Consider the following 20,675-nt stretch of genomic DNA (forward strand, 5'->3'; position numbering starts at 1 on the left):
CGGTGCTCAGCTGACCGTCACCGGGATCCCGTTCAGGACCCCGTTGCCGGACGGTTCGTCGACGAACGTCGGCGGCGACAGCACATTGGTGTTGACCCCGGGTGAGGCGCTGGCCACCGACAGCCGGGTCCCTGGTTTGTCGTGTCCCCACCCGTGCGGCATCGACACCACACCCGGCCTGATCGCATCGGTGATCTCGACCGGCACCTTGATCTCGCCGGACTCGGACTTGACCGTGACGATGTCCTCGTCGGAGATGCGGCGGCGGGCCGCGTCCTGCGGATGCATCAGCAGGGTGCAGCGGTCCTTGCCCTTCATCAGCGACGGCACGTTGTGCAGCCAGGAGTTGTTGGAGCGCAGGTGCCGACGGTTGACCAGCACGAGCGGGTCGGCCGGCCGGTCCAACCGGGCGGCGAGCCGGGGTAGGTCGTCAAGCAGGTACTGCGGCGCGAGCCGGATCTTCTTGTCGGGAGTGCCGAGGATCTCGGGCAGCTGCGGCACCATCGGCCCGAAATCGATTCCGTTCGGATTGGCCTTGAGGAGCTCCAGCGTCAAGCCACCCGGGTTCTCGCCGTAGCGATCACCGAAGGGCCCGGTACGCAGGGTGAGGTCCAGCATTCGTTCGGGTCCGCCGTTGTTTTTGAGTCCGCCCTGGTCGTAGTGCCGGCGGATGGTGGCACCGTCGAGGCCCCTGGTGAATGCCAGATAGTCGAAAAAGCCGTCGTCGATGGCGACGACGTCGACCTCCTCGGCGGGGGTGCCGGTGCACAGACCGGTAAGCCGGATCAGGATCTCCCACTCGTGCGGGCGGTCACCGGGGTCGAACACCGGCGCGGAGTAGTTGGCAAAGCTTCCGATGGCGAACTGCAGCACCAGGTCGTCGTGGTGCGGCTGCTCGAGCGGCGACAGCCCGGGCAGGATCACATTGGCGTGCCGGGTGGTCTCGTTGACCCAATTGTCAACGGAGATCATGGCTTCCAGCATCGGCAGGGCTTCGTCCAGCTTGTCGCCGGCCGGCGAGGACAGCACCGGGTTGCCCGCGACGGTGATCAGCGCCTTGAGTTGCCCCTCCCCCGGTGTGGCTATCTCCTCGACCAGGCACGACACCGGAACCTGGCCCAGGACTTCCTTCGCCCCGCGCACCCGCGTTTGCCAGCGGCCGAATTCCGGTGCGCCGCCTTCGAGTCCCGGCAACGGCTGGGTGGTGATGGACCAGGCCGCAGGCCGCGGGAACATGGCGCCGCCCGGCACGTCGAAATGCCCGGTGAGAATGTTGATGACGTCGACCAGCCAGCTGGCCAGGCTGCCGAATTCCTGATTGCACAGTCCGATCCGGCCGTATACCACCGATTTCTCGGTGCCGGCCAGTTCCCGGGCCAACTTTTTGATGCGCTCCTCGTCGATACCGGTGACCGCACTCACCCGACTCGGCGGCCACTGGGCGGCGACCTCGCGCATCGCGTCCAGGCCCTCGACGTATGGCGCTGCGTGCACCAGCCCTTCGGCGAACAGCGTGTGCGCGACCGCCAGCAGCAGCGCCGCGTCGGTGCCCGGCACGATGGGCAGCCACTCGCTGGCGTGGGCGGCGGTGACGGTGCGCACCGGGTCGACCACAATCACCTTGCCGCGCTTGACAATCGCATCGATGAGACCCATGACATTCGGCGCGGCAAGTAGTGAGCCCTGCGATGCCGCCGGGTTGGCGCCCATGATCACCAGCAGGTTGGTTCGTTCGATGTCGGGTACCGGGAAGTTCCACCAGCCGCCATACATCAGATGTGATGACAGATTCTTGGGCCACTGGTCCACGGTGCCCGGCGAGTAGGTGACCGGCATCCCGGACATGCCCAGCAGCACACCCGTGTACCGGGCCAGCGAGAACGAATGGGCCAGCGGGTTGCCCGTGTAGGCGGTGACCGCGCCAATGCCGTATTTGTTGATCACCGGTGTGAGCAGCTCGGTGCAGCGACGAAACGCCGCGTCCCAAGTCACTTCCTGAAACTGTCCGTCGACCTTGATCAGCGGCTGCCGGATTCGGTCGGGGTCATCGTGCAGACCGGCCAGGGAGGCGCCCTTGGGACAGATGTGACCGCGGCTCCATACGTCGTCCCGGTTGCCGCGGATGCCGGCAACCTTTCCCTCTTGCACTCGAATCTCCAAGCCGCACATGGCTTCACACAGTGGGCAGGTGTGCAGATACCTGCCGTCTCGGGGGCTGCTCACCCACCCACTGTATTCCGCTACTACGGGTATCGGAAGCCCTAGACGTAGCCCAGCGCCACGTTCTCGGCGCGGATCCGGACGTTGAGTACCGCGGCGTTGGCGGCGCTGAACACGAGCGCCGTGACCCAGGCCGAATGCACCAGCGGCAGGGCCGCCACCTCCGCCGCGACGGCGGTGTAGTTGGGGTGCCGAATCCACTTGTAGATCCCGCCGGTGACCAGCGGCGCACCTGGAATCACGATCAGTCGCGGATTCCAGCGCTTGCCCAGGGTCGCGACACAGCGCCACCGAACGACGGTGCTCAGCGCGACGATCGCGACCATGGGCCAGCCCAGCCAGGGGATGAACGGGCGGTGCAGTGCCCAGACCTCACCGACGCACGAGACGAGGAGCAGTCCGTGCATGCTGACCATCACCGGATAGTGACCGCGGCCGAACTCCCGGCCGCCCCGCGCAATCGACCATGCCGCGTTGCGCCTGGCGACCACGAGCTCGACGAGTCGTTCGACGCCGATGGCCAGGATGAACAGGAAGTAGAACATGTCCTGTCCCCTCACCAGCGCAGCAGCAGCAGTTCGAAGCAGAAGCCGGGGCCCATCGCCATCATGACTCCGAACGAACCGTCCGACGGCGGATCAGCAACCGTCCGGCGCAGCACGTCAAGCACCGACGCCGAAGAAACGTTCCCGTTCTCCCGCATGGAGTTTCGGCTGTGTACCACGGCTTCGGGTGGCAGCCCGAGGGCGTTCTCGATGGAGTCGAGGACCTTCGGCCCGCCGGGATGGCAGATCCATGCCGAGATGTCGGCGATCGACAATCCGTTCTCGGCCAGGAAGTCGTCGACCTCGCCACGTAGGTAGTCGTCGGCCATCTGCGGGACCTCACGGCCCATCACCAGCCCGAATCCGTTGGAGCTGATGTCCCAGCCCATCACGCTGATGGTGTCCGGAATGACCCGACTGCGGGTGGCGACGACCTGAGGCTGACGGAACTCGGTGCGTCGCTGCGGAACCCGATCGGCGCCGGTCGCGACTACCGCAGCGGCACCGTCGCCGAACAGGCACACGCCGATCAGCGCGGGAATGGAGACATCGTCACGCTGCAGCGTCAGCGAGCACAGCTCCACCGACAACAGCACTACCACGTCGCCGGGAAAGCCCCGCAGGTAGTCGTGCACCCGAGCCATCCCCGCAGCACCCGCCACGCAGCCCAGCCCGAGCAGCGGAATGCGCTTCACGTCGGGCCGCAGTCCGACCCGCGAGATCAGTCGCGCATCGATGGTCGGTACCGCCATCCCTGTGCTGGAGACGACCACGATCGCGTCCACTTCGCGTGGTTCGATGCCGGCCGCGTCCAGGGCCGAAAGTACCGCTCGCTCACCAAGTTCCGTCGCGACTTCGATGTAGGCGTTATTGGCCTCGGTGAAGCCGCTCAGTTCCGGGTAGCGCGTGAGAGGAAGGGCCAGATTGCGTTCGTCGACACCGGCGGTGCTCGCGAAGCGCATGAAATCCGGGCCCGTCACCCGAGTCAGCACGCGTGCGACCTCGTCTTGATTGTGCCGGTGCGGCGGAAAGGCCACCGCGGTGCCGGCGATCCGGGGTGCGCCGTGGTCGTGGCGGCCGGCTTGGTCGGCTGATCGGGAATACGTTGTAACAGTCATAGTTGGGCCACGAGGACCGATGGCTCGTTAGTTCATCAAAAGACGGTTACCTGGAACACATTTCGCCTTTTCCGCTCCGCACAACAGATTGGCAGCCGCCTCTGAGGTGCTTTTCAGCCATCGCGCGTATGGTGCCATCGCCTGCCGAAGCCCTTGTCACGCTTAATCTTTGGTGACCGCACCGAACTAGGCCGCGTGTTCGCCGGCGCACGGGGTGGCGGTGCGGCCGTCGGCAACGCCGCCCGCCGAGCCTGGGTGGCCCTGCCGCGCGGGTCGCCACTCACCTCGTGCCGGGCGCGACGGTCGAGCGTCGTCTCGAGCCGGCATCGGCGCAACTATTTGTTTTCGCAGGTGTGAACATCGGCATGGTGGGGAACCCGTTAGCTGACGTCTCGTCCGGCGCCACCTCTGATCGTGAATCTATCGCCACTCGGTGAACGAGTGTATTCTGTGCTGTAAACGCTCCGGCACTAGATACGCGCTGTTTATTTGATATTTCTATGCCGCCGGGTTTGTTTCAGTAAACATCTGTGTACTCTTGGCATATGGCGGAACGCGGAGCCCAGCCCCAAGTACCTCGTGGCCGTAGATGGTTTCTGAAAGCGGTGCGGAATTTATTCAAGCCGCTTCAGCCCGACGACTACATCGAAATGATCAACCCGCTGTGGACCACCAAGGAGCTGCGCGGGAAGGTCGAGCGTGTCGAGCCGCAAGGCTCGGAGGCCGCGAGCGTGCTGATCCGGCCGGGCTACGAATGGCCGGGCCATAAGCCGGGCCAGTACATCCGGCTCGGCCTGGTCATCGACGGTGTCTACCACTGGCGCGCGTACTCGCTGACCTCAGATCCGGAACCGGCCGATGGCCTGATCAGCGTGACGCCCAAGAAGGTGGACAGCGGCGTCGTCTCGCCGTATCTGGTCGAACGGATCCAGCCCGGCGAGTTGGTGCGCCTGGGCGAGATCGAGGGCGTATTCACGCTGCCCGAGCCGTTGCCGGCCAAGATGCTGTTCATCAGCGCCGGAAGCGGCATCACGCCGATCATGAGCATGCTGCGCAGCCTCGACCACCGCAACGAGATGAACGACGTGCTGGTGATTCATTCCGCGCGCACCCGCGAGCAGATCATGTTCCTGTCCGATCTCGAGGAACTCGAGAGACGGCACGAGGGGATGCGACTGGACCTGCGTCTGACGTCGGATCGCGGCCGGCTCAAACCCGGCGACCTGGACGAGGTGTGTCCGGACTGGCGCGAGCGGGAAGCGTTCTGCTCGGGGCCGGAGGAAATGCTTGATGCGCTGATCGAGCACTGGGAGAACAACGGCGATCCCGATCGCCTGCACTTCGAACGGTTCCAGCCGAAGATCGGCGGGGGCGCCGGCGACGGTGAGGGTGGCGAAGTCAGCTTCCTGAAGAGCGACAAGACCGCCGAGTGCGACGGCGGTACGTCGATCTTGGAAGCCGGTGAGAACGCCGGGCTAGAGCTCAACTTCGGTTGCCGCATCGGCATCTGCCACACCTGTGTGGGAACGCTCAAGTCGGGCAAGGTGCGGGATCTGCGCTCCGGTGACGTCAGCGAGCCCACCGGACAGGACATCAGGATCTGCATCAACAGCGCCGAGGGCGACGTCGAACTCGAACTCTGATCGAAAGGTATAGGCAGTGACTTCAACTCTGGAACGTCCGAAAAGCCCGTTCGCCCACCTCGGGGAACAGGAGCGGGAGAAAATCGGTAAGGAATTCGACGCGATCCACGACGAGGTGTTCGCCGACCTCGGTGAGCGGGACCGTCGCTACATCAAGACAGTCATCTCCGTGCAACGCCAGATCGTGGTGCTCGGCCGCGTGCTGCTGCTGGGTTCGCGCTCGAAGACCGCCTGGGTGCTGGGGACCGCGTGTCTGGGCATGGCCAAGATCCTGGAAAACATGGAGATCGGCCACAACGTCATGCACGGGCAATGGGACTGGATGAACGATCCCGATATCCACTCATCGAAGTGGGACTGGGACACCGCGTCCACCGCCGAGTCGTGGAAGCATTCACACAACTACATCCACCACACCTACACCAACATCCTGGGCAAGGATAAGGATCTCGGCTACGAGATCATGCGGATCGACCCGCAGCAGAAATGGCGTCCGTACTACTTGGGGCAACCGCTCTACAACCTGTTGCTCACCATTTTGTTCGAGTGGGGCGTGGCGGTGCACGACATGGACATCGAAGCCATTCGGGCCCGCGAGAAGCCGTGGTCCGAGGTACGCAAGGACCTCAAAGGCATTGGCGTCAAGGCACGTTCGCAGGTCATCAAGGACTACATCGGGTGGCCGTTGATCAGCGCCGGGGCGTTCACGCTGGTGCAACTGGCCCTGGGCGGACGCCTCGAGCAGCCTGCCACATCACGGATCGGCCGGCGACTGCGGCGCATCTCGGCCAAGGGCCGAGTCGGCAAGACCGCAAGCTTCCTCGACAAGGTGTCCGGCGCGGAGAGCACCTACCTGCGCACGCTGGCCGCAGATGCGCTGGCCAATGTCATCCGCAACGTCTGGGCCCACGCCATCATCTTCTGCGGCCACTTCCCCGACCAGACCTACACATTCACCGAGGAAGAGGTGGAGGACGAGACGCGCGGCGAGTGGTATCTACGTCAGTTGGTGGGCGCGGCCAACATTGAGGGCAGTCCGCTGTTCCACGTCATCAGCGGCAATCTGGGCTATCAAGTCGAGCATCATCTGTATCCCGACATGCCCAGCAGTCGGTACTCCGAAATCGCACCGAAAGTCAAGGAGATCTGCGAGCGCTACGAGCTGCCGTACAACTCCGGCCGGTTCGGCAAGCAGTGGTACACCGTGCACCGCACCATCTTTCGGCTAGCGTTCCCCGGCGGCAAGCCGCGTGCCAAGCCCGGGCCGTACCGGGGTAGCGAGCGGTCGCCAGAGACTCAGGAGCCCGGTGAGGCAAGCCGGTTCCGGGACCGGGTGCCTGCCGAGCACCCAGTGGCCGGTCCCGAGCACGAGTCCAGCGGCGTGGAGGTGCAGCCTCCCCCGCGCGGTAAGGACTGAGGTCGCGCGGACCCGAAGCGCCTCAGTCGAACATCTCGAACACCGACACCGGCTCGAGCACCACGCCGTTCTCCTCGACGTATCGGTCCCAGAGCGCCAGCAGCTCGGCCAGCTTCTCGGGATGCGCGTCGGACTGGTCGTGAATCTCGCCCGGGTCGCTGGACAAGTCGAAGAGTTCCCACCTGCCGGGGCCGTACGGGGCGGGCAGGTAGAGCGCTTTCCAGTCACCTTGACGAATCGCGCGGCGGCCGAACAACTCCCAGCCGGTGCCTGTCCGGCCGTCGTGCACCTCGTCGGCGGCGCCGGACAGGTACGGCAGCAATGAGCGACCGCGCATGGGCACCACATCGCGGCCGGCGTAGTGGGTGCCGGGATGTTCGACGCCGGCAAGCTCCAGCACGGTGGGCGCAATGTCCATGACGGTGGTGAAGGCGGTGCCGATCTGTCCCCGGCGGTCGAAGCCGGGCCACCGCACGAACCCCACCACCCGGATTCCGCCCTCGGTGGTGAACGCCTTGTGCAGGCGCGACGGTGCCGTTGCGGCTTGCGCCCAGCGCGGTCCGTACCAAATGTAGGAAGTGGGGCGGCCCAAATTGTCCAGGCTGTTGTCGCAATGCTTTTCGATCTGGGCGGCGATCTGGGCGCCGCGCAATGGCATCGCTTCGACGATCGCTCCTTCGGCGCCGTTGTCCGACAGGAAGACCACCACGGTGTCGTCGAGTTCGCCGGTTTCGGTCAGATAGTCGATCACCCGCCCGATGTTCCAGTCCATCCGGTCGACCATGCCGGCGTAGACCTCCATGCTGCGAGCCGAGCGGGCCCGCTCGTCCTCGCTCATGTCGTCCCACTCGGGGGCGCCGTCGGCAACCACGGGGTGGGCCTCGACGTCCGGCGGGCACAGGCCCAGCCGCCCCAACGCCACCAACCGCTCGTCGCGCAGCGCGTCCGGACCGGCGTCGTAGCGGCCGCGGTACTTGGCCACCGATTCGTCCGGTGCTTGCAGCGGCCAGTGCGGCGCCTGAAAGGGCAGGTATGCGAAGAACGGCCGGTCGTCGTCGGCGGGCCGCTCGCGGAGGTAACGCAGCAGGGTGTCGGTGTAGGAATCCGATGAGTAGAAGTCGTCGCCAACGGTGACGAACCGATCGTCCTCGGTGTATTGCGTCGGTATCGGCGAGAATCCGGCCCCGCCCGCGCCACCGTAGTGGCTGGCGCCGGCGGGCAGCAGGGCGAAGGAGCGGTCGAATCCGCGTGCCCACGGGGAGGTTTCGATCGTCGCGCCCAGATGCCACTTGCCCGACATGAGCGTCAGGTAGCCGGCGTCGCGGAGCAACTCGGGCAACGCAACGACGCGGTCGTTCAGGTAACCCTCGTAGCCGGGAGCGCCCTGAAAACCCGGGATCGCGACCTCGAGCATGGTGCCGATGCCCGCGACGTGATGATCGGTGCCGGTCAGCAGCATCGCGCGGGTGGGCGAGCAGGCCGGCGCCGAATGGAAGTCGGTGAGCCGGACGCCGTCGTATGCCAGGCGGTCCAAGTTGGGCGTGTCGATCTCGCCGCCGAATGCACCGATGTCGGAGAAGCCGAGATCGTCGGCCACTATCACCAGAAAGTTGGGTCGCTTCACCTGGAGCATCCTGTCAGCATCGGTGACCGTGACCGAAGATAGACGCGTGATGACGTCGGCTGAGTTGTTGACCGGGCGGGTGGCGGTGGTAACCGGCGGTGGGGGTGGCATCGGCGCGGCCACCGCGCGGTTGTTTGTCGAACACGGCGCCCGCGTGGTCATCGCCGACATCGACGCCGGTCGGGCGGAGCAGGTGTCCACCGAGATCGGCGACCCGGCAGTCGCGGTGCCCACCGACGTACGGGATGCCGAACAGGTCGCCTCGTTGGCACACACCGTGCTGCGGCGCTACGGGCGCGTCGACGTGCTGGTTAACAATGTGGGTGACTGGGTGCGGCACCCCGGCGCTTTCGCTGGCACCGACCCGCAACTCTGGGACGAGCTCTACCGGGTGAACCTGCATCACGTCTTCCTCGTCACCCGCGCGTTCCTGCCCGCGATGGTCGAGCGGCATGCGGGTGCGATCGTGAACGTGTCGTCGGTGGAGGGGTTACGCGGATATCCGGAGGATCCGGTCTACGCGGCCTTCAAAGCGGCCGTCATCCAGTTCACCCGCAGCCTCGCGGTGCAGGTCGGTCGCGACGGCGTGCGGGTGAACGCGATCGGCCCGGACGTCACCGAGTCGATACAGGTGCCGTACACGCAGTGGCTCTCCCCCGACGAGCAGCAACGGTGGCCGGACTGGGTGCCCGTCGGGCGGATGGGTCGGCCGGAGGACCAGGCCCGGGTGATCCTGTTTCTGGCCTCCGAGCTGTCGGCCTTCGTCACCGGCCACACCATCCCGACCGATGGCGGCACCGGCGCGGCGGGTGGCTGGTTCCGTTCATCGCGGCGCGAAGGCCGGGAATGGACGAATCGGCCTTTTCAGGCATGACCGGCACGGCGCCGGGGGTCAGCCCAAGCTGGTGTGCATCAACATCACGTCGTAGGCAGACCACAGCGACAGGTTGAAGTACACGTCCTTGCCCGTGGTCCAGGGATGCATCATCGGGGCGTAAATGCCGCCGGGCATTGAGAAGCTCGACACGAGAAGATGCTCCGGACTGTATGGTCCTTGGGGCGCCGGCGCGGTCCTGGCCACGACGTCGTTGGCGCCGTTGGTGTACATCACCAGGTACTGCTTGAGGTAGGTGTTGTACTGCGCCGACATTTCGGCGACCGGACCCGGGATCACCGGAGTGGCCGCCGAGGGCCTGTTCGGCACCCAGGAGTTCGAATCACCGTTCCAGTACTCGTATTTGGTGAGGTCCGGAATGAAGCGCGGCTGCACCCTGGACAGATGGGCAGCGCCGCCGCGACCGTTCGGTGTGCCGAACGAGTACAGGTAGCCGTCGCTGCCCTTGACGTAGGCGCCCATCTGGAAGTTCTCGTTGCCCTCGACGTACGGGACCCGCGCGGCGTCGGGCCCGTTCGCGCGGATCGTTCCCGGATAGACCGCCCAGGTCTGGCCGTTGTCGGTGGACATCGCGATTCCGGAGTAGTTCGTCCACCACTCTCCGTCCCGGCCCCAGTCCTTGATCGACATGAAGTTGATGTATTGGGTCTTGCCGATGGAGATGGCGGCGGTCGGAATGATGCCGGTCTCTTCCTTGGCGTACTTGATGCTGTTGATGACTTGTCTGGAGAACCCTGGCTGCTGGGTCGGCGAGCCGGCGTAGCGATTGTTCGGATCGCCCTCGGCCACGTGCAAGCCGTGCGACAGATCATGGTCGTTACTGCGAAACAGCACGTTGTAGCGCCACTGGTCACCCTTGACAGCGCAGTAGCCGAAGGTGTCACCGAACGCCATCAGCACTTGATGGTTCGCCGGATCGCCGTTGTCCCAGAGAATTCCGAGGTCGGTTCCGGAGATGCCGAACCGCTCCAGGGTCTTGTTGGGGCCCTCCGGACCGGTCACCCACTCGACCAGCGACGTGTTGGAACCTCCCAGTGCGCCAAGCGCATCGGGCGCACCCTCCGGCGGAGCCGCTTCCGGCACCGGCGCCGGGTTCGGCGGCGGAGCCGCGTCTGCCGGCGGAGCGAGCTGGGCGGCCGGCGGTTGCGCTCCCGCGGCCGGTGGAGCTGGAACCGGTGGAGCCGGGTTGGCGCCGGGGACAAGCGCTTGTTGTTGCAGCGGCGCGGAGTACCTCTGACCCTGTTGGGGTACCCGCTGCAGCGGGCCCAGCCTGGGCAGCGGCGCACGGTCGTTCGCACCGCGCGGCCGTTTGTTCAACGGGCCGAGCACCTTGCCCCCGGGATTCGTCACCACCGCGTTCGCCGGTGGCGGGACATTGGCTGCGGGGGCGCTACACGGCAAGGCGTTCGCCGACGGAGCGAGGCCGAACGGGAGGATGAGTCCGATTGCGGCCGTCGCTGCCAGCGATACCGAAACAAAGCGGGGAACCGCCGACATGTCACACCTCTCAGGGGTCGGACGCCAGATTGACGTCCGCAGTGGTTGATGTGACGATAGTGAGCGGTGAGGTTGTTGTGACCAGTGATCAGTCAATAGGTATGGGTCCGTGACCGTGTCGCAACCCTAGCGATCACACGCCGGCCCGACCCGCTGTCACGAACAGTTGTCATATTTTGAGTTCAATTTGAAATCGACAGGCGCGCAGGCATTTCGGCGGGTTCCGGAAGGCCGCCGCGACGACCGCGTTTGTCGTCTGCAACGGGTCGAAACTTTGAGAGCAATCTCATGCTTAGCCCGGCACATCAGCGGATATACAGTCCCCCGACCGCCGATGTTCACAGTCCGGTCCAATCCAGGAAAACAGGAGGCACGGTGGTTACCAGCGGACAGCAGCATCCCGGCTCTCGTGACGAGGAGCGACCGGAGGTCTGGCCCGGCAAGGCCTACCCGCTGGGCGCAACCTACGACGGGTCGGGGACCAACTTCGCCGTCTTCAGCGAGGTGGCCGAGCGGGTGGAACTGTGCCTGTTCGACGACGACGGCGCAGAGACGAAGATCCCCCTGCCCGAGGTCGACGGCTTCGTCTGGCACGGCTTTTTGCCCAGCGTCGAACCGGGGCAACGGTACGGGTTCCGCGTACACGGGCCTTACGACCCCGGCAACGGCCAGCGCTGCAACCCCAACAAGCTGCTCGTCGACCCGTACTCGAAAGCGATCGACGGGAGCTTCCAGTGGGACCAGTCGCTGTTCAGCTACAACTTCGGCGACCCCGACAGCCGTAACGACGAAGATTCCGCGGCGAACATGCCCAAGTCGGTGGTGATCAACCCGTACTTCGACTGGGGCGTCGACCGGCCGCCGGGCCACGAATACGCCGACTCGGTCATCTACGAGGCCCACGTCAAGGGCCTGACTCAGACGCACCCCGACATCCCCGAGCGCATTCGAGGCACCTACTCGGCGATCGCTCACCCGGCGATTATCGAGCACCTCACCAATCTGGGCGTCAACGCGATCGAGTTGATGCCGGTGCACCACTTCGCCAACGACTCGACGCTGATCGACAAGGGCCTCTCCAACTACTGGGGCTACAACACGATCGGCTTCTTCGCCCCCGACTTCAAGTACACCGCCAGCAACAATCCCGGCGGGCAGGTGCAGGAATTCAAGGCCATGGTCCGCACCCTGCACGAGGCCAACATCGAGGTCATCCTCGACGTGGTCTACAACCACACCGCCGAGGGCAACCACATGGGGCCCACGTTGTCGATGCGGGGCATCGACAACGCCGCCTACTACCGTCTGGTCGATGACGACAAGCGGTACTACATGGACTACACCGGCACCGGAAACAGCCTCAACGTCGGGCACCCGCACACCCTGCAGCTGATCATGGATTCGCTGCGCTACTGGGTGACCGAGATGCACGTCGACGGATTCCGCTTCGATCTCGCCTCGACCCTGGCCCGCGAGTTCTATGACGTGGACCGACTGTCGGCGTTCTTCGAACTCGTCCAACAGGATCCGATCGTCAGCCAGGTGAAGCTCATCGCCGAGCCCTGGGACGTCGGGCCCGGCGGGTATCAGGTGGGCAACTTCCCGCCCCAATGGACCGAATGGAACGGCAAGTTCCGCGACACCATCCGTGACTTCTGGCGTGGCGAGGACGCAATCCTGAGTGAATTCGCTTCCCGGATAAGCGGTTCGGCGGATCTCTACGAACACACCGCGCGCCGGCCGGTGGCCTCGATCAACTTCGTGACCGCGCACGACGGATTCACGCTGCGAGATCTGGTCTCTTACAACGAAAAACACAACGAGGCCAACAAAGAGGACAACAACGACGGCGAGTCACACAATCGGTCGTGGAACTGCGGCGCGGAAGGCCCGACCGACGACCCGGAGATCAACGCCCTGCGCGCCAGGCAGCAGCGCAACTTTCTCGCGACGACCATCCTGTCCCAGGGTGTTCCGATGATCTGCCACGGTGACGAGCTCGGACGCACCCAGAACGGCAACAACAACGGGTTCTGCCAGGACTCGGAGCTGACCTGGATCGACTGGGACAACGCCGACACCGACCTGATGGAGTTCACTCGGTCGGTGACCGCGCTGCGGGCCGCCCATCCGGTGTTCCGCAGGCGGCGCTTCTTCACCGGTGCTCCGGTGCGCCGGCGGGGTTCGCAGGGCATCCCCGACATCTCGTGGTTCCGGCCGGACGGTTCGGAGATGAGCGACGAGGACTGGGACTCCGGCTTCGGCAAATCGGTCGCGGTGTACCTCAACGGGCTGGGCATCCCCGGCATGGATGCGCGCGGCCAACGCATCACCGACGACTCGTTCGTGCTGTGCTTCAACGCCCACCACGAGCCGATCGAATTCACGCTTCCGCCGGACGAATTCGGCGCCAACTGGCGAGCGGTGCTGGACACGTCGACCGCCACCGGGCAGGTCGAGCACGAAGACGCCATTGGACCCAAGGGCAACATCACGGTTGCCGGCCGGGCGATGATCCTGCTGCAGCAGGTCCACGACGAATAGACCCAGAGAACGAAGGATCGTCATGAGTGCAAAGTCCAAAGCCCTGTACATGCCGCTCTCGATTGTCACCAGCGTGACGGGCGGCCTGCTGGCCGGGGCCGTGTTCAGCCAGGTGTGGAAGCGGTTCAGCGATGACGACCAGGCGCCGCCGGATCCGAAAGACCTCAGCAACTCGACCCGTTCCGCCCTGATCGGCGCGGGTTTGCAGGGCCTGATCTTCGGCGTGGTGCGGGCCGCGGTCGACCGGGTGGGCGCACGCGGCTACCAGGCCGTCACGCACGAGTCTCCCGCTCCGTAACTCCCGGCCCGGGCGGTCGATAGAACGTGTTACAGTTTTGCCGACCGCGCCGGTTTCCTGGGATGACCGGGCAGTGTGGCAAGGAGACCCGGATGTTAGCTGCTGGCCCAAAAGCGCAGTCGCAGAAGTGAACCGGGTGCCATGACCGCAACGATGGGCAAGGCCCGATCGCTGACGCTGGTCACCGTCGCATATGTGATAGCCATTGGCGTAGCCGCCGCCTGGTTGGCGTGGGGCCCGCGCACCGGGCGGCTTTGGCTGGACACTTTCGTCGCCGATGTGCTGGCCACGGTGGTGGTGTTCGCATTCAGCCGCGCTTACCGCAACTCGAGCTTCTACGACGCCTATTGGAGCGTCATCCCGCCGTTGCTCAGCTTCTACTGGTGGAGTCAGACCGGGCCGGGTGTCGACCAACTGCGGTGCTGGCTGGTGGCCACGCTGGTGACCTTGTGGGCGGTGCGCTTGACCGCAAACTGGGTTTACGGCTTCCCGGGACTTCATCACGAGGACTGGCGCTACCCGATGTTTCGCGAGCGGGCCGGGCGATGGGAGTTCCTCGTCGACCTGGTCGCGATCCACCTCATTCCGACGACCCAGGTGTTCGCCGGCATGCTGCCGGTGTACGTCTGCCTCACCCATGCCGGCTCCGGCATCCGGTGGCTCACCATCGTCGCGTTCGTCGTTGGTGTCGCCGCGGTGGCGCTCGAACTCATCGCCGACGTCCAGCTGCACCGATTCGTGCGGGACCGGCGCGCCGGCGAGGCCATGACGCGCGGGGTGTGGAGCTGGTCTCGGCATCCGAACTACTTCGGAGAGTTCAGTTTCTGGTTCGCGCTGGCCCTGTTCGGGGTCGCGGCATCGCCCTCGGACGCATGGTGGTTGTTCGTCGGTGCGGCGGCGATGTTGGCCATGTTCCTGGGTGCCAGCATCCCGATGATGGAGACGCGGAGTCTGCAGCGCCGCCCGGAGTATCAGCAGGTGATTGATCGGGTGCCGCGCTTCGTGCCCCGGCCGCCGCGCCGAGTCGCTGCGTGAGCCGCAAACGCGTCGTGGTCGCGGGCCTGGGCGACGTCGGCCTGCTGACCGCCATCCGGTTGGCCCCGCACGCCGACGTGGTGGGGATCTCGGTCAAGCCCGGGCTGGTCAGCGGCCAGGAACTCGGTGTCCGACTCGCCCGGCCCGACGACTGGGCGCGGGACTACTGGATCCCGTTCGACAGGTTTCGCCGACTCGACCGGGTGCGGACCGTGCAGGGCGAACTGACCGGCGTCGACCTGGCGGCCCACACGGTCGCCGGCCGCCGTCCCGACGGCACCACCTTCACCGAGGGCTACGACGCGCTGGTGATCTCCACCGGTGTGAGCAATGGGTTCTGGCGCCAGCCGACGCTGCAGTCGCCCGCCGATGTAGGCGCGAATCTGTATGCGGCACATGAGCAATTGGCGACCGCGAAATCGGTCATCGTGGTCGGCGGCGGAGCGGCTGCGGTGAGCTCGGCGGTCAACCTGGCCACCACTTGGCCGGACAAGCGAATCGACCTGTACTTTCCCGGTGAACGCCCGCTCAGTGAGTACCACCCGCGGATCTGGAAGCGTGTCCAGGCCCGGCTGGAGCGACTCGGGGTGGGGCTGCACCCGGGCCACCGTGCTCTGATCGCAGATCATTTCACCGGCGACGCGATCACCACCGAACCGATCCGCTGGAGTTCCGGACAGACCCCGTCCGTCGCCGATGCCGTGCTGTGGGCGATCGGTCGGGTCCGGCCGAACACCGGCTGGCTACCGCCGGAATTGCTGGACGAGCGGGCATTCGTCCGGGTGACACCGGAACTGTCGGTACCGGGTTATCGCGATGTCTTCGCGGTCGGTGATGTGGCGGCCACCGACCCACTGCGCAGCTCCGCCCGCAACCGGGGAGATGCGTTGCTGGCCCGCAACATTCGTGCCACGTTCGCCGACCGCCCGCTGCGTGCGTTCCGGGCGCCGGCCCGGCGGTGGGGCTCGCTGATCGGGATCCAACCCGACGGGCTGGAGGTGTTCCTGCCCACCGGCCACGCATTTCGGTTCCCGTTGTGGTCGGTACAACGGGTGGTCATGCCGCTGATCGTGCGTTGGGGCATGTACCGCGGGGTACGGGCGAACCGCCCGTTCGGGTAAGGAGAAGCGGTAGTGGAGATCTGGGAACTTGTTGCGCGGGAACAGATTCGCGACACGTTGGCACGCTACAACTGGTCGGGCGACGCCGGCTTGGTGGACGACCTTGCCGCGACATTCTGTTCCGACGGTGTGCTGGAAATCCGCGGGCGGCAATCACTGCACGGCCGCTCCGAGATCGCGAAGTTCCTCGGCGGCCTCACCGGCGGCATCGCCACGGGCACCGATGTCAAACCCATCGTCCGGCACAACGTGGTCAACGTGTTGTTCACCGGGCTGACACCGGAGCGGGCCTTCGTCTCGTCGTACTTCACCGTGACGACACACGTCGGGCTCGACCATTTCGGGCGGTACCGCGACGTCCTGGTACCCGACGCCGACACGTGGCTGATCAAGCACCGGAAGGTGTCGACCGACTGGGCCGCACCGAATTCCGCGATGGCCCGGGGCTGATCGCGGCGCGGGCCGATGCCGCCACGGCCACAAAGCAGGCCAATGCCGTCCACCCGGCGACACCGGTCATCCCGTGCTTGGCGAGCAGCACCACCAGAACCCCTGCGACACATACCAGCACCCCGGCAACCGCCGTCCGGGGCCCGGCGGAGCGGATCGGGCCGTCCCACCACGGCAGCCGTCGGTGCTCCAGCGGTGAGAGCAGCCGGAACAACACTGCCATGACGACGGCGAACACCACCGCCCGCAACGCGAGCAGGCCCCAGAACCCGGGGGCGTGCACGTCGTAGGCGTCCAGGCCGATCGCGTGCAGGCCGACGGCGGCCAGGGCGATCGCCGGGATGTGCCACAGGTACAGCGTCATCGCTCCCCCGTTGCCCACCGCGACGGCATACCAGACCCGCGGCCGCGCCGCCCAGCGCCGGATCGGGGCCGCGGCGGCCACGAACGCACACGACATCCAGGTGCAGTGCAGGGCCAGCAACAGCGTCGGCGGGGCGACATTCGACATGCGCTCCGCGCCGGTCACCACCAGCGAGACCTCGTACCTGCCGGCAACCGCCAGCAGCACCTGGCCCGCGAACGCACCGACGGCCGCGATGACAGCGGCACGCACACCGACCAGTCCGCGCGCATACGCGACACCGATCACCACCGGGATCAGCCACACGATCAGGAAGTTCGCCACCCCGGATTCGGCTGTGCCCACGGCGAATCGGATCCCGTCGACCGCGGCGGCCAGGCCGAGCAGGCCGCCCAGGGTCAGGGCGAGCGAACGGCCGGTACGCAACCGGGTCAGCGCCGGCACGAACGCCAGCACCACCAGGTACACGCCGAGAAACCACAGCAGCGCCACACATTCGCGGCCGAGGTCCGCCGCCGATTCCTCCCCAACGGTTTCGCGTACCACCAGCAGCGCGACCGTCCACGCCGCGAGGTACCAGAACACCGGGCGGCACAACCGCTGCGCGCGACTGAACAGCCACGAACCCCAGGCCGCGCCCGGGTGCCAGCCGTAGGCACCGGCGGCGCCGCCGGCCAGGAAGAACAGCGGCATCACCTGCACGATCCAGGTCACCGGCGCGATCGCGGGCATCGCGCCGAGCAGATTGCCGATCCGCACGCCGCCGGCGTCAATGGTGCCGAGCAGCAGCGCACAGTGGCCGAACATCACGACGACCAGGGCGGTAAGCCGCGCGACGTCGACGGCCCGGTCGCGCGGGCTGGCGGCCGCCTCATTTGAGGCGGGACCGGGCACGCCGGTGGGAGTGGAGGTAGCGAGGGGCATTCGACCAGCATGCCGATCGGTGGGCCGCGGCGAATGAGTAGTACTACCCGACCCGCTAACCAGCGAGTTCTGTGCGTCTATCTCCCTGGCTAGCTGCCCTCCTACCTGCCAAAGCCCGCGTCGCGCAGCGCCTGAGCCATCGAATTGCCCGCCGGGGCAGCCTCGCGGCGACCGGTGTGGTTGCCGCGGGCCCGCGGTGCGGGCGACCGGTCCTTGCGCTGCTCGCGCGGCGCCCGGTCCTGTAGACGCAGGGTCAATCCGATGCGCTGGCGTTCCACGTCGACATCGGTGACGCGCACCCGCACCACTTGCCCGGACCGCACGACATCATGCGGATCCGCCACGTAGCGGTCGGACATCGCCGAGACGTGAACCAGGCCGTCCTGGTGCACCCCGATGTCGACGAAGGCACCGAATGCGGCCACATTGGTCACCACGCCTTCCAGCACCATGCCGGGCTTGAGGTCGGTGATCTTCTGCACCCCGGCCGCGAACGTCGCCGAGGTGAACGCGGGCCGGGGGTCGCGGCCAGGCTTTTCCAGCTCGGCGAGGATGTCGGTCACCGTCGGTACACCGAACGTGTCGTCGGCGAAGTCGGCGGCCCGCAACTTCCGAAGCGCGCGCTGATCACCGATGATCTCGGCCAGCGACAGACCGCTGCGGTCCAGGATGCGCCGGACCACCGGATAAGCCTCGGGGTGCACACCGGAGGCATCCAGCGGGTCGTCGCCGTCGCGGATCCGCAAGAAGCCTGCGCACTGCTCAAAAGCCTTGGGCCCCAACCGAGGAACGTTGAGCAGGGCACCGCGGTTGGCGAACGGCCCGGTGCCGTCGCGGTGGGCCACGATGGCCTCGGCCAAGGAATCCGAGATGCCCGATACCCGCGCCAACAGCGGGACGGACGCGGTATTGACGTCGACGCCCACCGCGTTCACCGCGTCCTCGACGACGGCGTCCAGGCTTCGGGCGAGGATGCCCGGCGTCACGTCGTGTTGGTATTGACCCACGCCGATCGATTTGGGCTCGATCTTGACCAGTTCGGCCAGCGGGTCCTGGAGGCGCCTGGCGATGGAGACCGCTCCACGCAGGGTGACGTCGAGGCACGGTAGCTCGTGCGCCGCATACGCCGAAGCGGAATAGACCGATGCGCCGGCTTCGCTCACCATCACTTTGACAGGCGCGCTCGCCGGTCCCCCGGCCGCCCGGATATCAGAGATCAATTCGCTTACCAGAGCGTCGGTTTCGCGCGACGCGGTGCCGTTGCCGATGGCCACCAGCTCGATATCGTGCCGGGCGATGAGCGCGGCAAGGGTCCCCTTGGCCGCATCCCATTGCCGCTGCGGCTGATGTGGGTAGATCGCGCAGGTGTCGACCACCTTGCCGGTGCCGTCGACCACGGCGACCTTGACACCGGTCCGGAAGCCCGGGTCGAGGCCGAGCGTCGGGCGGGCGCCGGCGGGTGCGGCCAGCAACAGGTCCTTGAGGTTCTGCGCGAATACCGCAACGGCTTCCTCTTCGGCCCGCTGCCGCAACCGGACCCGGGCATCGACGGTCGCGGAGAACATCAGCCTGGTGCGCCAGGCGAAGCTGACCGTGGTGGCCAGCCAGCGCTGGGCGGGGTGGCGATCGGCGGGCCGGGCCAGGTCGATGCCGAGGGCACGCGCGATCATTACCTCGTACTCATCGTCGGGACCGCCGTCGAAATTGCAGGCCAGCACCTTCTCCTTCTCGCCACGCAGGATCGCCAGCACCCGGTGCGAGGGCATGTCCCGCACCGATTCGGTGTGCTCGAAATAATCCCGGAACTTCTGCGCAGCAGGGCTTTTCGCCATTTCCTCGGAGGCTGGGCCGGTGCGCAGGCTAGCCCTGCCCCAGAACGTCTCGCGAACCGAGCCGACCAACTCCGCGTCCTCGGCGGCGCGCTCGATGAGGATGTGCCGGGCGCCCTCCAGTGCGGCGGCGGTGTCGGCGACGGCGGCGCCGACGAATTCCCCGGCAGCGGTTTCCGGCGTCAGGGTCGAGTCGGCGATCAGTCGATCGGCCAGTGGCTCCAGGCCCGCTTCCCGGGCGATCTGTGCCTTGGTCCGCCGCTTGGGCTTGTAGGGCAGGTAGATGTCTTCGACGCGTGCCTTGGTGTCGGCGGCGATCAAGGCGCCGCGCAGCTCGTCGGTGAGCTTGCCCTGTTCCTTGATCGAGGCCAGCACCGCAGCGCGCCGCTCGTCGAGTTCCCGCAAATACCGCAACCGCTCCTCGAGGTGACGAAGTTGCCCGTCGTCGAGGCTGCCGGTCGCCTCTTTGCGGTACCGGGCAATGAACGGGACGGTGGCGCCGTCGTCGAGCAGCTTGACGGCCGCGTCCACCTGGGCCTCGGTAATCGCGAGTTCCTCAGCGAGACGGGCATTTACGGGTTTGATGCTGGCTGTGGGAGTCACCCGAGGGACCCTACCGAACGCCTCTGACAGCCCCCCGCAACCCTGGCCCCGGCGAGCCGGTTTACCGGCGCGGGTACCCGCGTCGGACGGTGCGGTCCAGGATGCCGAGCGTGGCCCGCAGCGCGCCTTCGGAGATGACCGGGAAGATCCCGGCTTCACGCCACGTGGAGTCGATGTTGGACCAGTCGTAGAACGACGTGACCACGGTGGCCGCGCCGTCCTGAGTCGGCTGTAGCCGGTAACCGTAGATGTGACCGATTTGCGGCCGGATCTGACCGAGAATGGTCCAAGCGATCAACCGATCGCGTTCGAACTCCGAGATCTCGACCGTGACGTCGTACTTGCCCAGTTGCGGGTAATCGTTCAGCGCTTCCCGATCCATGTGGACTACGAAGGTGTCACCGACGGCGGCCACCGGGCCGCCTTCGGCGTCCTGCAACATTCCTGATGAGTCGATCGCCACATGGCCCTGCGGGTCGCATAGCACCGCGAAGATGTCCGCTGCCGGCGCGGCGATGGTGCGATCAATCTCGATGCGTTCGGTCATT

16 protein-coding genes are annotated in these 20,675 nt (G+C 66.3%); 8 read left to right on the forward strand and 8 right to left on the reverse strand.

Annotated features, from left to right (window positions below):
* Window positions 1-6 precede the first annotated feature (6 nt).
* Genes A5645_RS23055 through A5645_RS23065 form a run of 3 tightly spaced genes read right to left on the reverse strand, consistent with a single transcriptional unit; the run spans window position 7 to window position 3,883 of the window.
* On the reverse strand, window positions 7-2,223 hold the full coding sequence (locus A5645_RS23055; RefSeq protein WP_081288516.1) for a molybdopterin-dependent oxidoreductase: 2,217 nt from the start codon (window positions 2,221-2,223) through the stop codon (window positions 7-9).
* Window positions 2,224-2,261: 38 nt separating this feature from the next.
* Window positions 2,262-2,765: an isoprenylcysteine carboxyl methyltransferase family protein gene (locus A5645_RS23060; RefSeq protein ID WP_065131167.1), complete on the reverse strand. Its 504-nt coding sequence runs from the start codon at window positions 2,763-2,765 to the stop codon at window positions 2,262-2,264.
* A gap of 11 nt (window positions 2,766-2,776) precedes the next feature.
* A complete protein-coding gene (locus A5645_RS23065) occupies window positions 2,777-3,883 on the reverse strand; it encodes a type III polyketide synthase (RefSeq protein WP_081288517.1) in 1,107 nt (368 codons plus the stop codon).
* A gap of 545 nt (window positions 3,884-4,428) precedes the next feature.
* Here A5645_RS23065 and A5645_RS23070 point away from each other — a divergent pair.
* Window positions 4,429-5,526 (forward strand): ferredoxin reductase, encoded by a 1,098-nt coding sequence (locus A5645_RS23070; RefSeq protein ID WP_065035711.1) that lies wholly within the window; start codon window positions 4,429-4,431, stop codon window positions 5,524-5,526.
* A 16-nt stretch (window positions 5,527-5,542) separates the two neighbouring features.
* The gene (locus A5645_RS23075) at window positions 5,543-6,943 is read left to right on the forward strand and encodes a fatty acid desaturase family protein (protein ID WP_065035712.1); all 1,401 of its coding nucleotides are present in this window, start codon (window positions 5,543-5,545) and stop codon (window positions 6,941-6,943) included.
* A 22-nt stretch (window positions 6,944-6,965) separates the two neighbouring features.
* Here the strand turns inward: A5645_RS23075 and A5645_RS23080 are convergent, their stop codons facing one another.
* Window positions 6,966-8,567 carry an arylsulfatase gene (locus A5645_RS23080; protein ID WP_065035738.1) on the reverse strand — a complete coding sequence of 534 codons (1,602 nt, stop codon included), beginning with the start codon at window positions 8,565-8,567 and terminating at the stop codon, window positions 6,966-6,968.
* 49 nt (window positions 8,568-8,616) lie between these two features.
* Between A5645_RS23080 and A5645_RS23085 the strand changes: the two genes are divergently transcribed.
* Window positions 8,617-9,441: an SDR family NAD(P)-dependent oxidoreductase gene (locus A5645_RS23085; RefSeq protein WP_065131168.1), complete on the forward strand. Its 825-nt coding sequence runs from the start codon at window positions 8,617-8,619 to the stop codon at window positions 9,439-9,441.
* A gap of 18 nt (window positions 9,442-9,459) precedes the next feature.
* Here the strand turns inward: A5645_RS23085 and A5645_RS23090 are convergent, their stop codons facing one another.
* Window positions 9,460-10,959: a glycoside hydrolase family 183 protein gene (locus A5645_RS23090; protein WP_065131169.1), complete on the reverse strand. Its 1,500-nt coding sequence runs from the start codon at window positions 10,957-10,959 to the stop codon at window positions 9,460-9,462.
* A 375-nt stretch (window positions 10,960-11,334) separates the two neighbouring features.
* On the opposite strand from A5645_RS23090, the gene glgX reads away from it, so the two are divergent.
* From glgX to A5645_RS23115, 5 genes are all read left to right on the forward strand, one after another.
* Window positions 11,335-13,503, forward strand: coding sequence for a glycogen debranching protein GlgX (glgX, locus tag A5645_RS23095; protein ID WP_065131170.1), 2,169 nt, complete (start codon window positions 11,335-11,337; stop codon window positions 13,501-13,503).
* A gap of 22 nt (window positions 13,504-13,525) precedes the next feature.
* Entirely contained in the window at window positions 13,526-13,801 is a 276-nt protein-coding gene (locus A5645_RS23100) for a DUF4235 domain-containing protein (protein WP_065035716.1), read from the forward strand.
* 141 nt (window positions 13,802-13,942) lie between these two features.
* Complete coding sequence (locus A5645_RS23105) at window positions 13,943-14,836, forward strand: DUF1295 domain-containing protein (RefSeq protein WP_081288519.1); 894 nt, start codon at window positions 13,943-13,945, stop codon at window positions 14,834-14,836.
* The gene (locus tag A5645_RS23110) at window positions 14,833-15,957 is read left to right on the forward strand and encodes an FAD-dependent oxidoreductase (protein ID WP_065131171.1); all 1,125 of its coding nucleotides are present in this window, start codon (window positions 14,833-14,835) and stop codon (window positions 15,955-15,957) included. The genes A5645_RS23105 and A5645_RS23110 overlap by 4 nt, the downstream gene beginning before the upstream one ends.
* A 12-nt stretch (window positions 15,958-15,969) precedes the next feature.
* Window positions 15,970-16,407 carry a nuclear transport factor 2 family protein gene (locus A5645_RS23115; protein ID WP_065131172.1) on the forward strand — a complete coding sequence of 146 codons (438 nt, stop codon included), beginning with the start codon at window positions 15,970-15,972 and terminating at the stop codon, window positions 16,405-16,407.
* Here the strand turns inward: A5645_RS23115 and A5645_RS23120 are convergent.
* From A5645_RS23120 to A5645_RS23130, 3 genes are all read right to left on the reverse strand, one after another.
* On the reverse strand, window positions 16,346-17,695 hold the full coding sequence (locus A5645_RS23120) for an acyltransferase family protein (protein ID WP_065131173.1): 1,350 nt from the start codon (window positions 17,693-17,695) through the stop codon (window positions 16,346-16,348). The genes A5645_RS23115 and A5645_RS23120 overlap by 62 nt on opposite strands.
* A 101-nt stretch (window positions 17,696-17,796) precedes the next feature.
* Window positions 17,797-20,127: a Tex family protein gene (locus tag A5645_RS23125; RefSeq protein ID WP_065131174.1), complete on the reverse strand. Its 2,331-nt coding sequence runs from the start codon at window positions 20,125-20,127 to the stop codon at window positions 17,797-17,799.
* A gap of 61 nt (window positions 20,128-20,188) precedes the next feature.
* Window positions 20,189-20,674: an SRPBCC family protein gene (locus tag A5645_RS23130; protein ID WP_065131175.1), complete on the reverse strand. Its 486-nt coding sequence runs from the start codon at window positions 20,672-20,674 to the stop codon at window positions 20,189-20,191.
* Between the last annotated feature and the right edge of the window lies 1 nt (window position 20,675).

The sequence above is a fragment of the Mycobacterium asiaticum genome, from assembly GCF_001673635.1.
In the GTDB taxonomy this organism is placed as follows: Bacteria; Actinomycetota; Actinomycetes; order Mycobacteriales; family Mycobacteriaceae; genus Mycobacterium; species Mycobacterium asiaticum_C.

What these genes read in the sequence shown, in the direction of transcription:
- A5645_RS23065 (WP_081288517.1), bottom strand. Translation starts at nt 3,883, where the DNA reads ATGACTGTTACAACGTATTCCCGATCAGCCGACCAAGCCGGCCGCCAC.
- A5645_RS23085 (WP_065131168.1), top strand. Translation starts at nt 8,617, where the DNA reads ATGACGTCGGCTGAGTTGTTGACCGGGCGGGTGGCGGTGGTAACCGGC.
- A5645_RS23070 (WP_065035711.1), top strand. Translation starts at nt 4,429, where the DNA reads ATGGCGGAACGCGGAGCCCAGCCCCAAGTACCTCGTGGCCGTAGATGG.
- A5645_RS23100 (WP_065035716.1), top strand. Translation starts at nt 13,526, where the DNA reads ATGAGTGCAAAGTCCAAAGCCCTGTACATGCCGCTCTCGATTGTCACC.
- A5645_RS23105 (WP_081288519.1), top strand. Translation starts at nt 13,943, where the DNA reads ATGACCGCAACGATGGGCAAGGCCCGATCGCTGACGCTGGTCACCGTC.
- A5645_RS23090 (WP_065131169.1), bottom strand. Translation starts at nt 10,959, where the DNA reads ATGTCGGCGGTTCCCCGCTTTGTTTCGGTATCGCTGGCAGCGACGGCC.
- A5645_RS23130 (WP_065131175.1), bottom strand. Translation starts at nt 20,674, where the DNA reads ATGACCGAACGCATCGAGATTGATCGCACCATCGCCGCGCCGGCAGCG.
- A5645_RS23060 (WP_065131167.1), bottom strand. Translation starts at nt 2,765, where the DNA reads ATGTTCTACTTCCTGTTCATCCTGGCCATCGGCGTCGAACGACTCGTC.
- A5645_RS23120 (WP_065131173.1), bottom strand. Translation starts at nt 17,695, where the DNA reads ATGCCCCTCGCTACCTCCACTCCCACCGGCGTGCCCGGTCCCGCCTCA.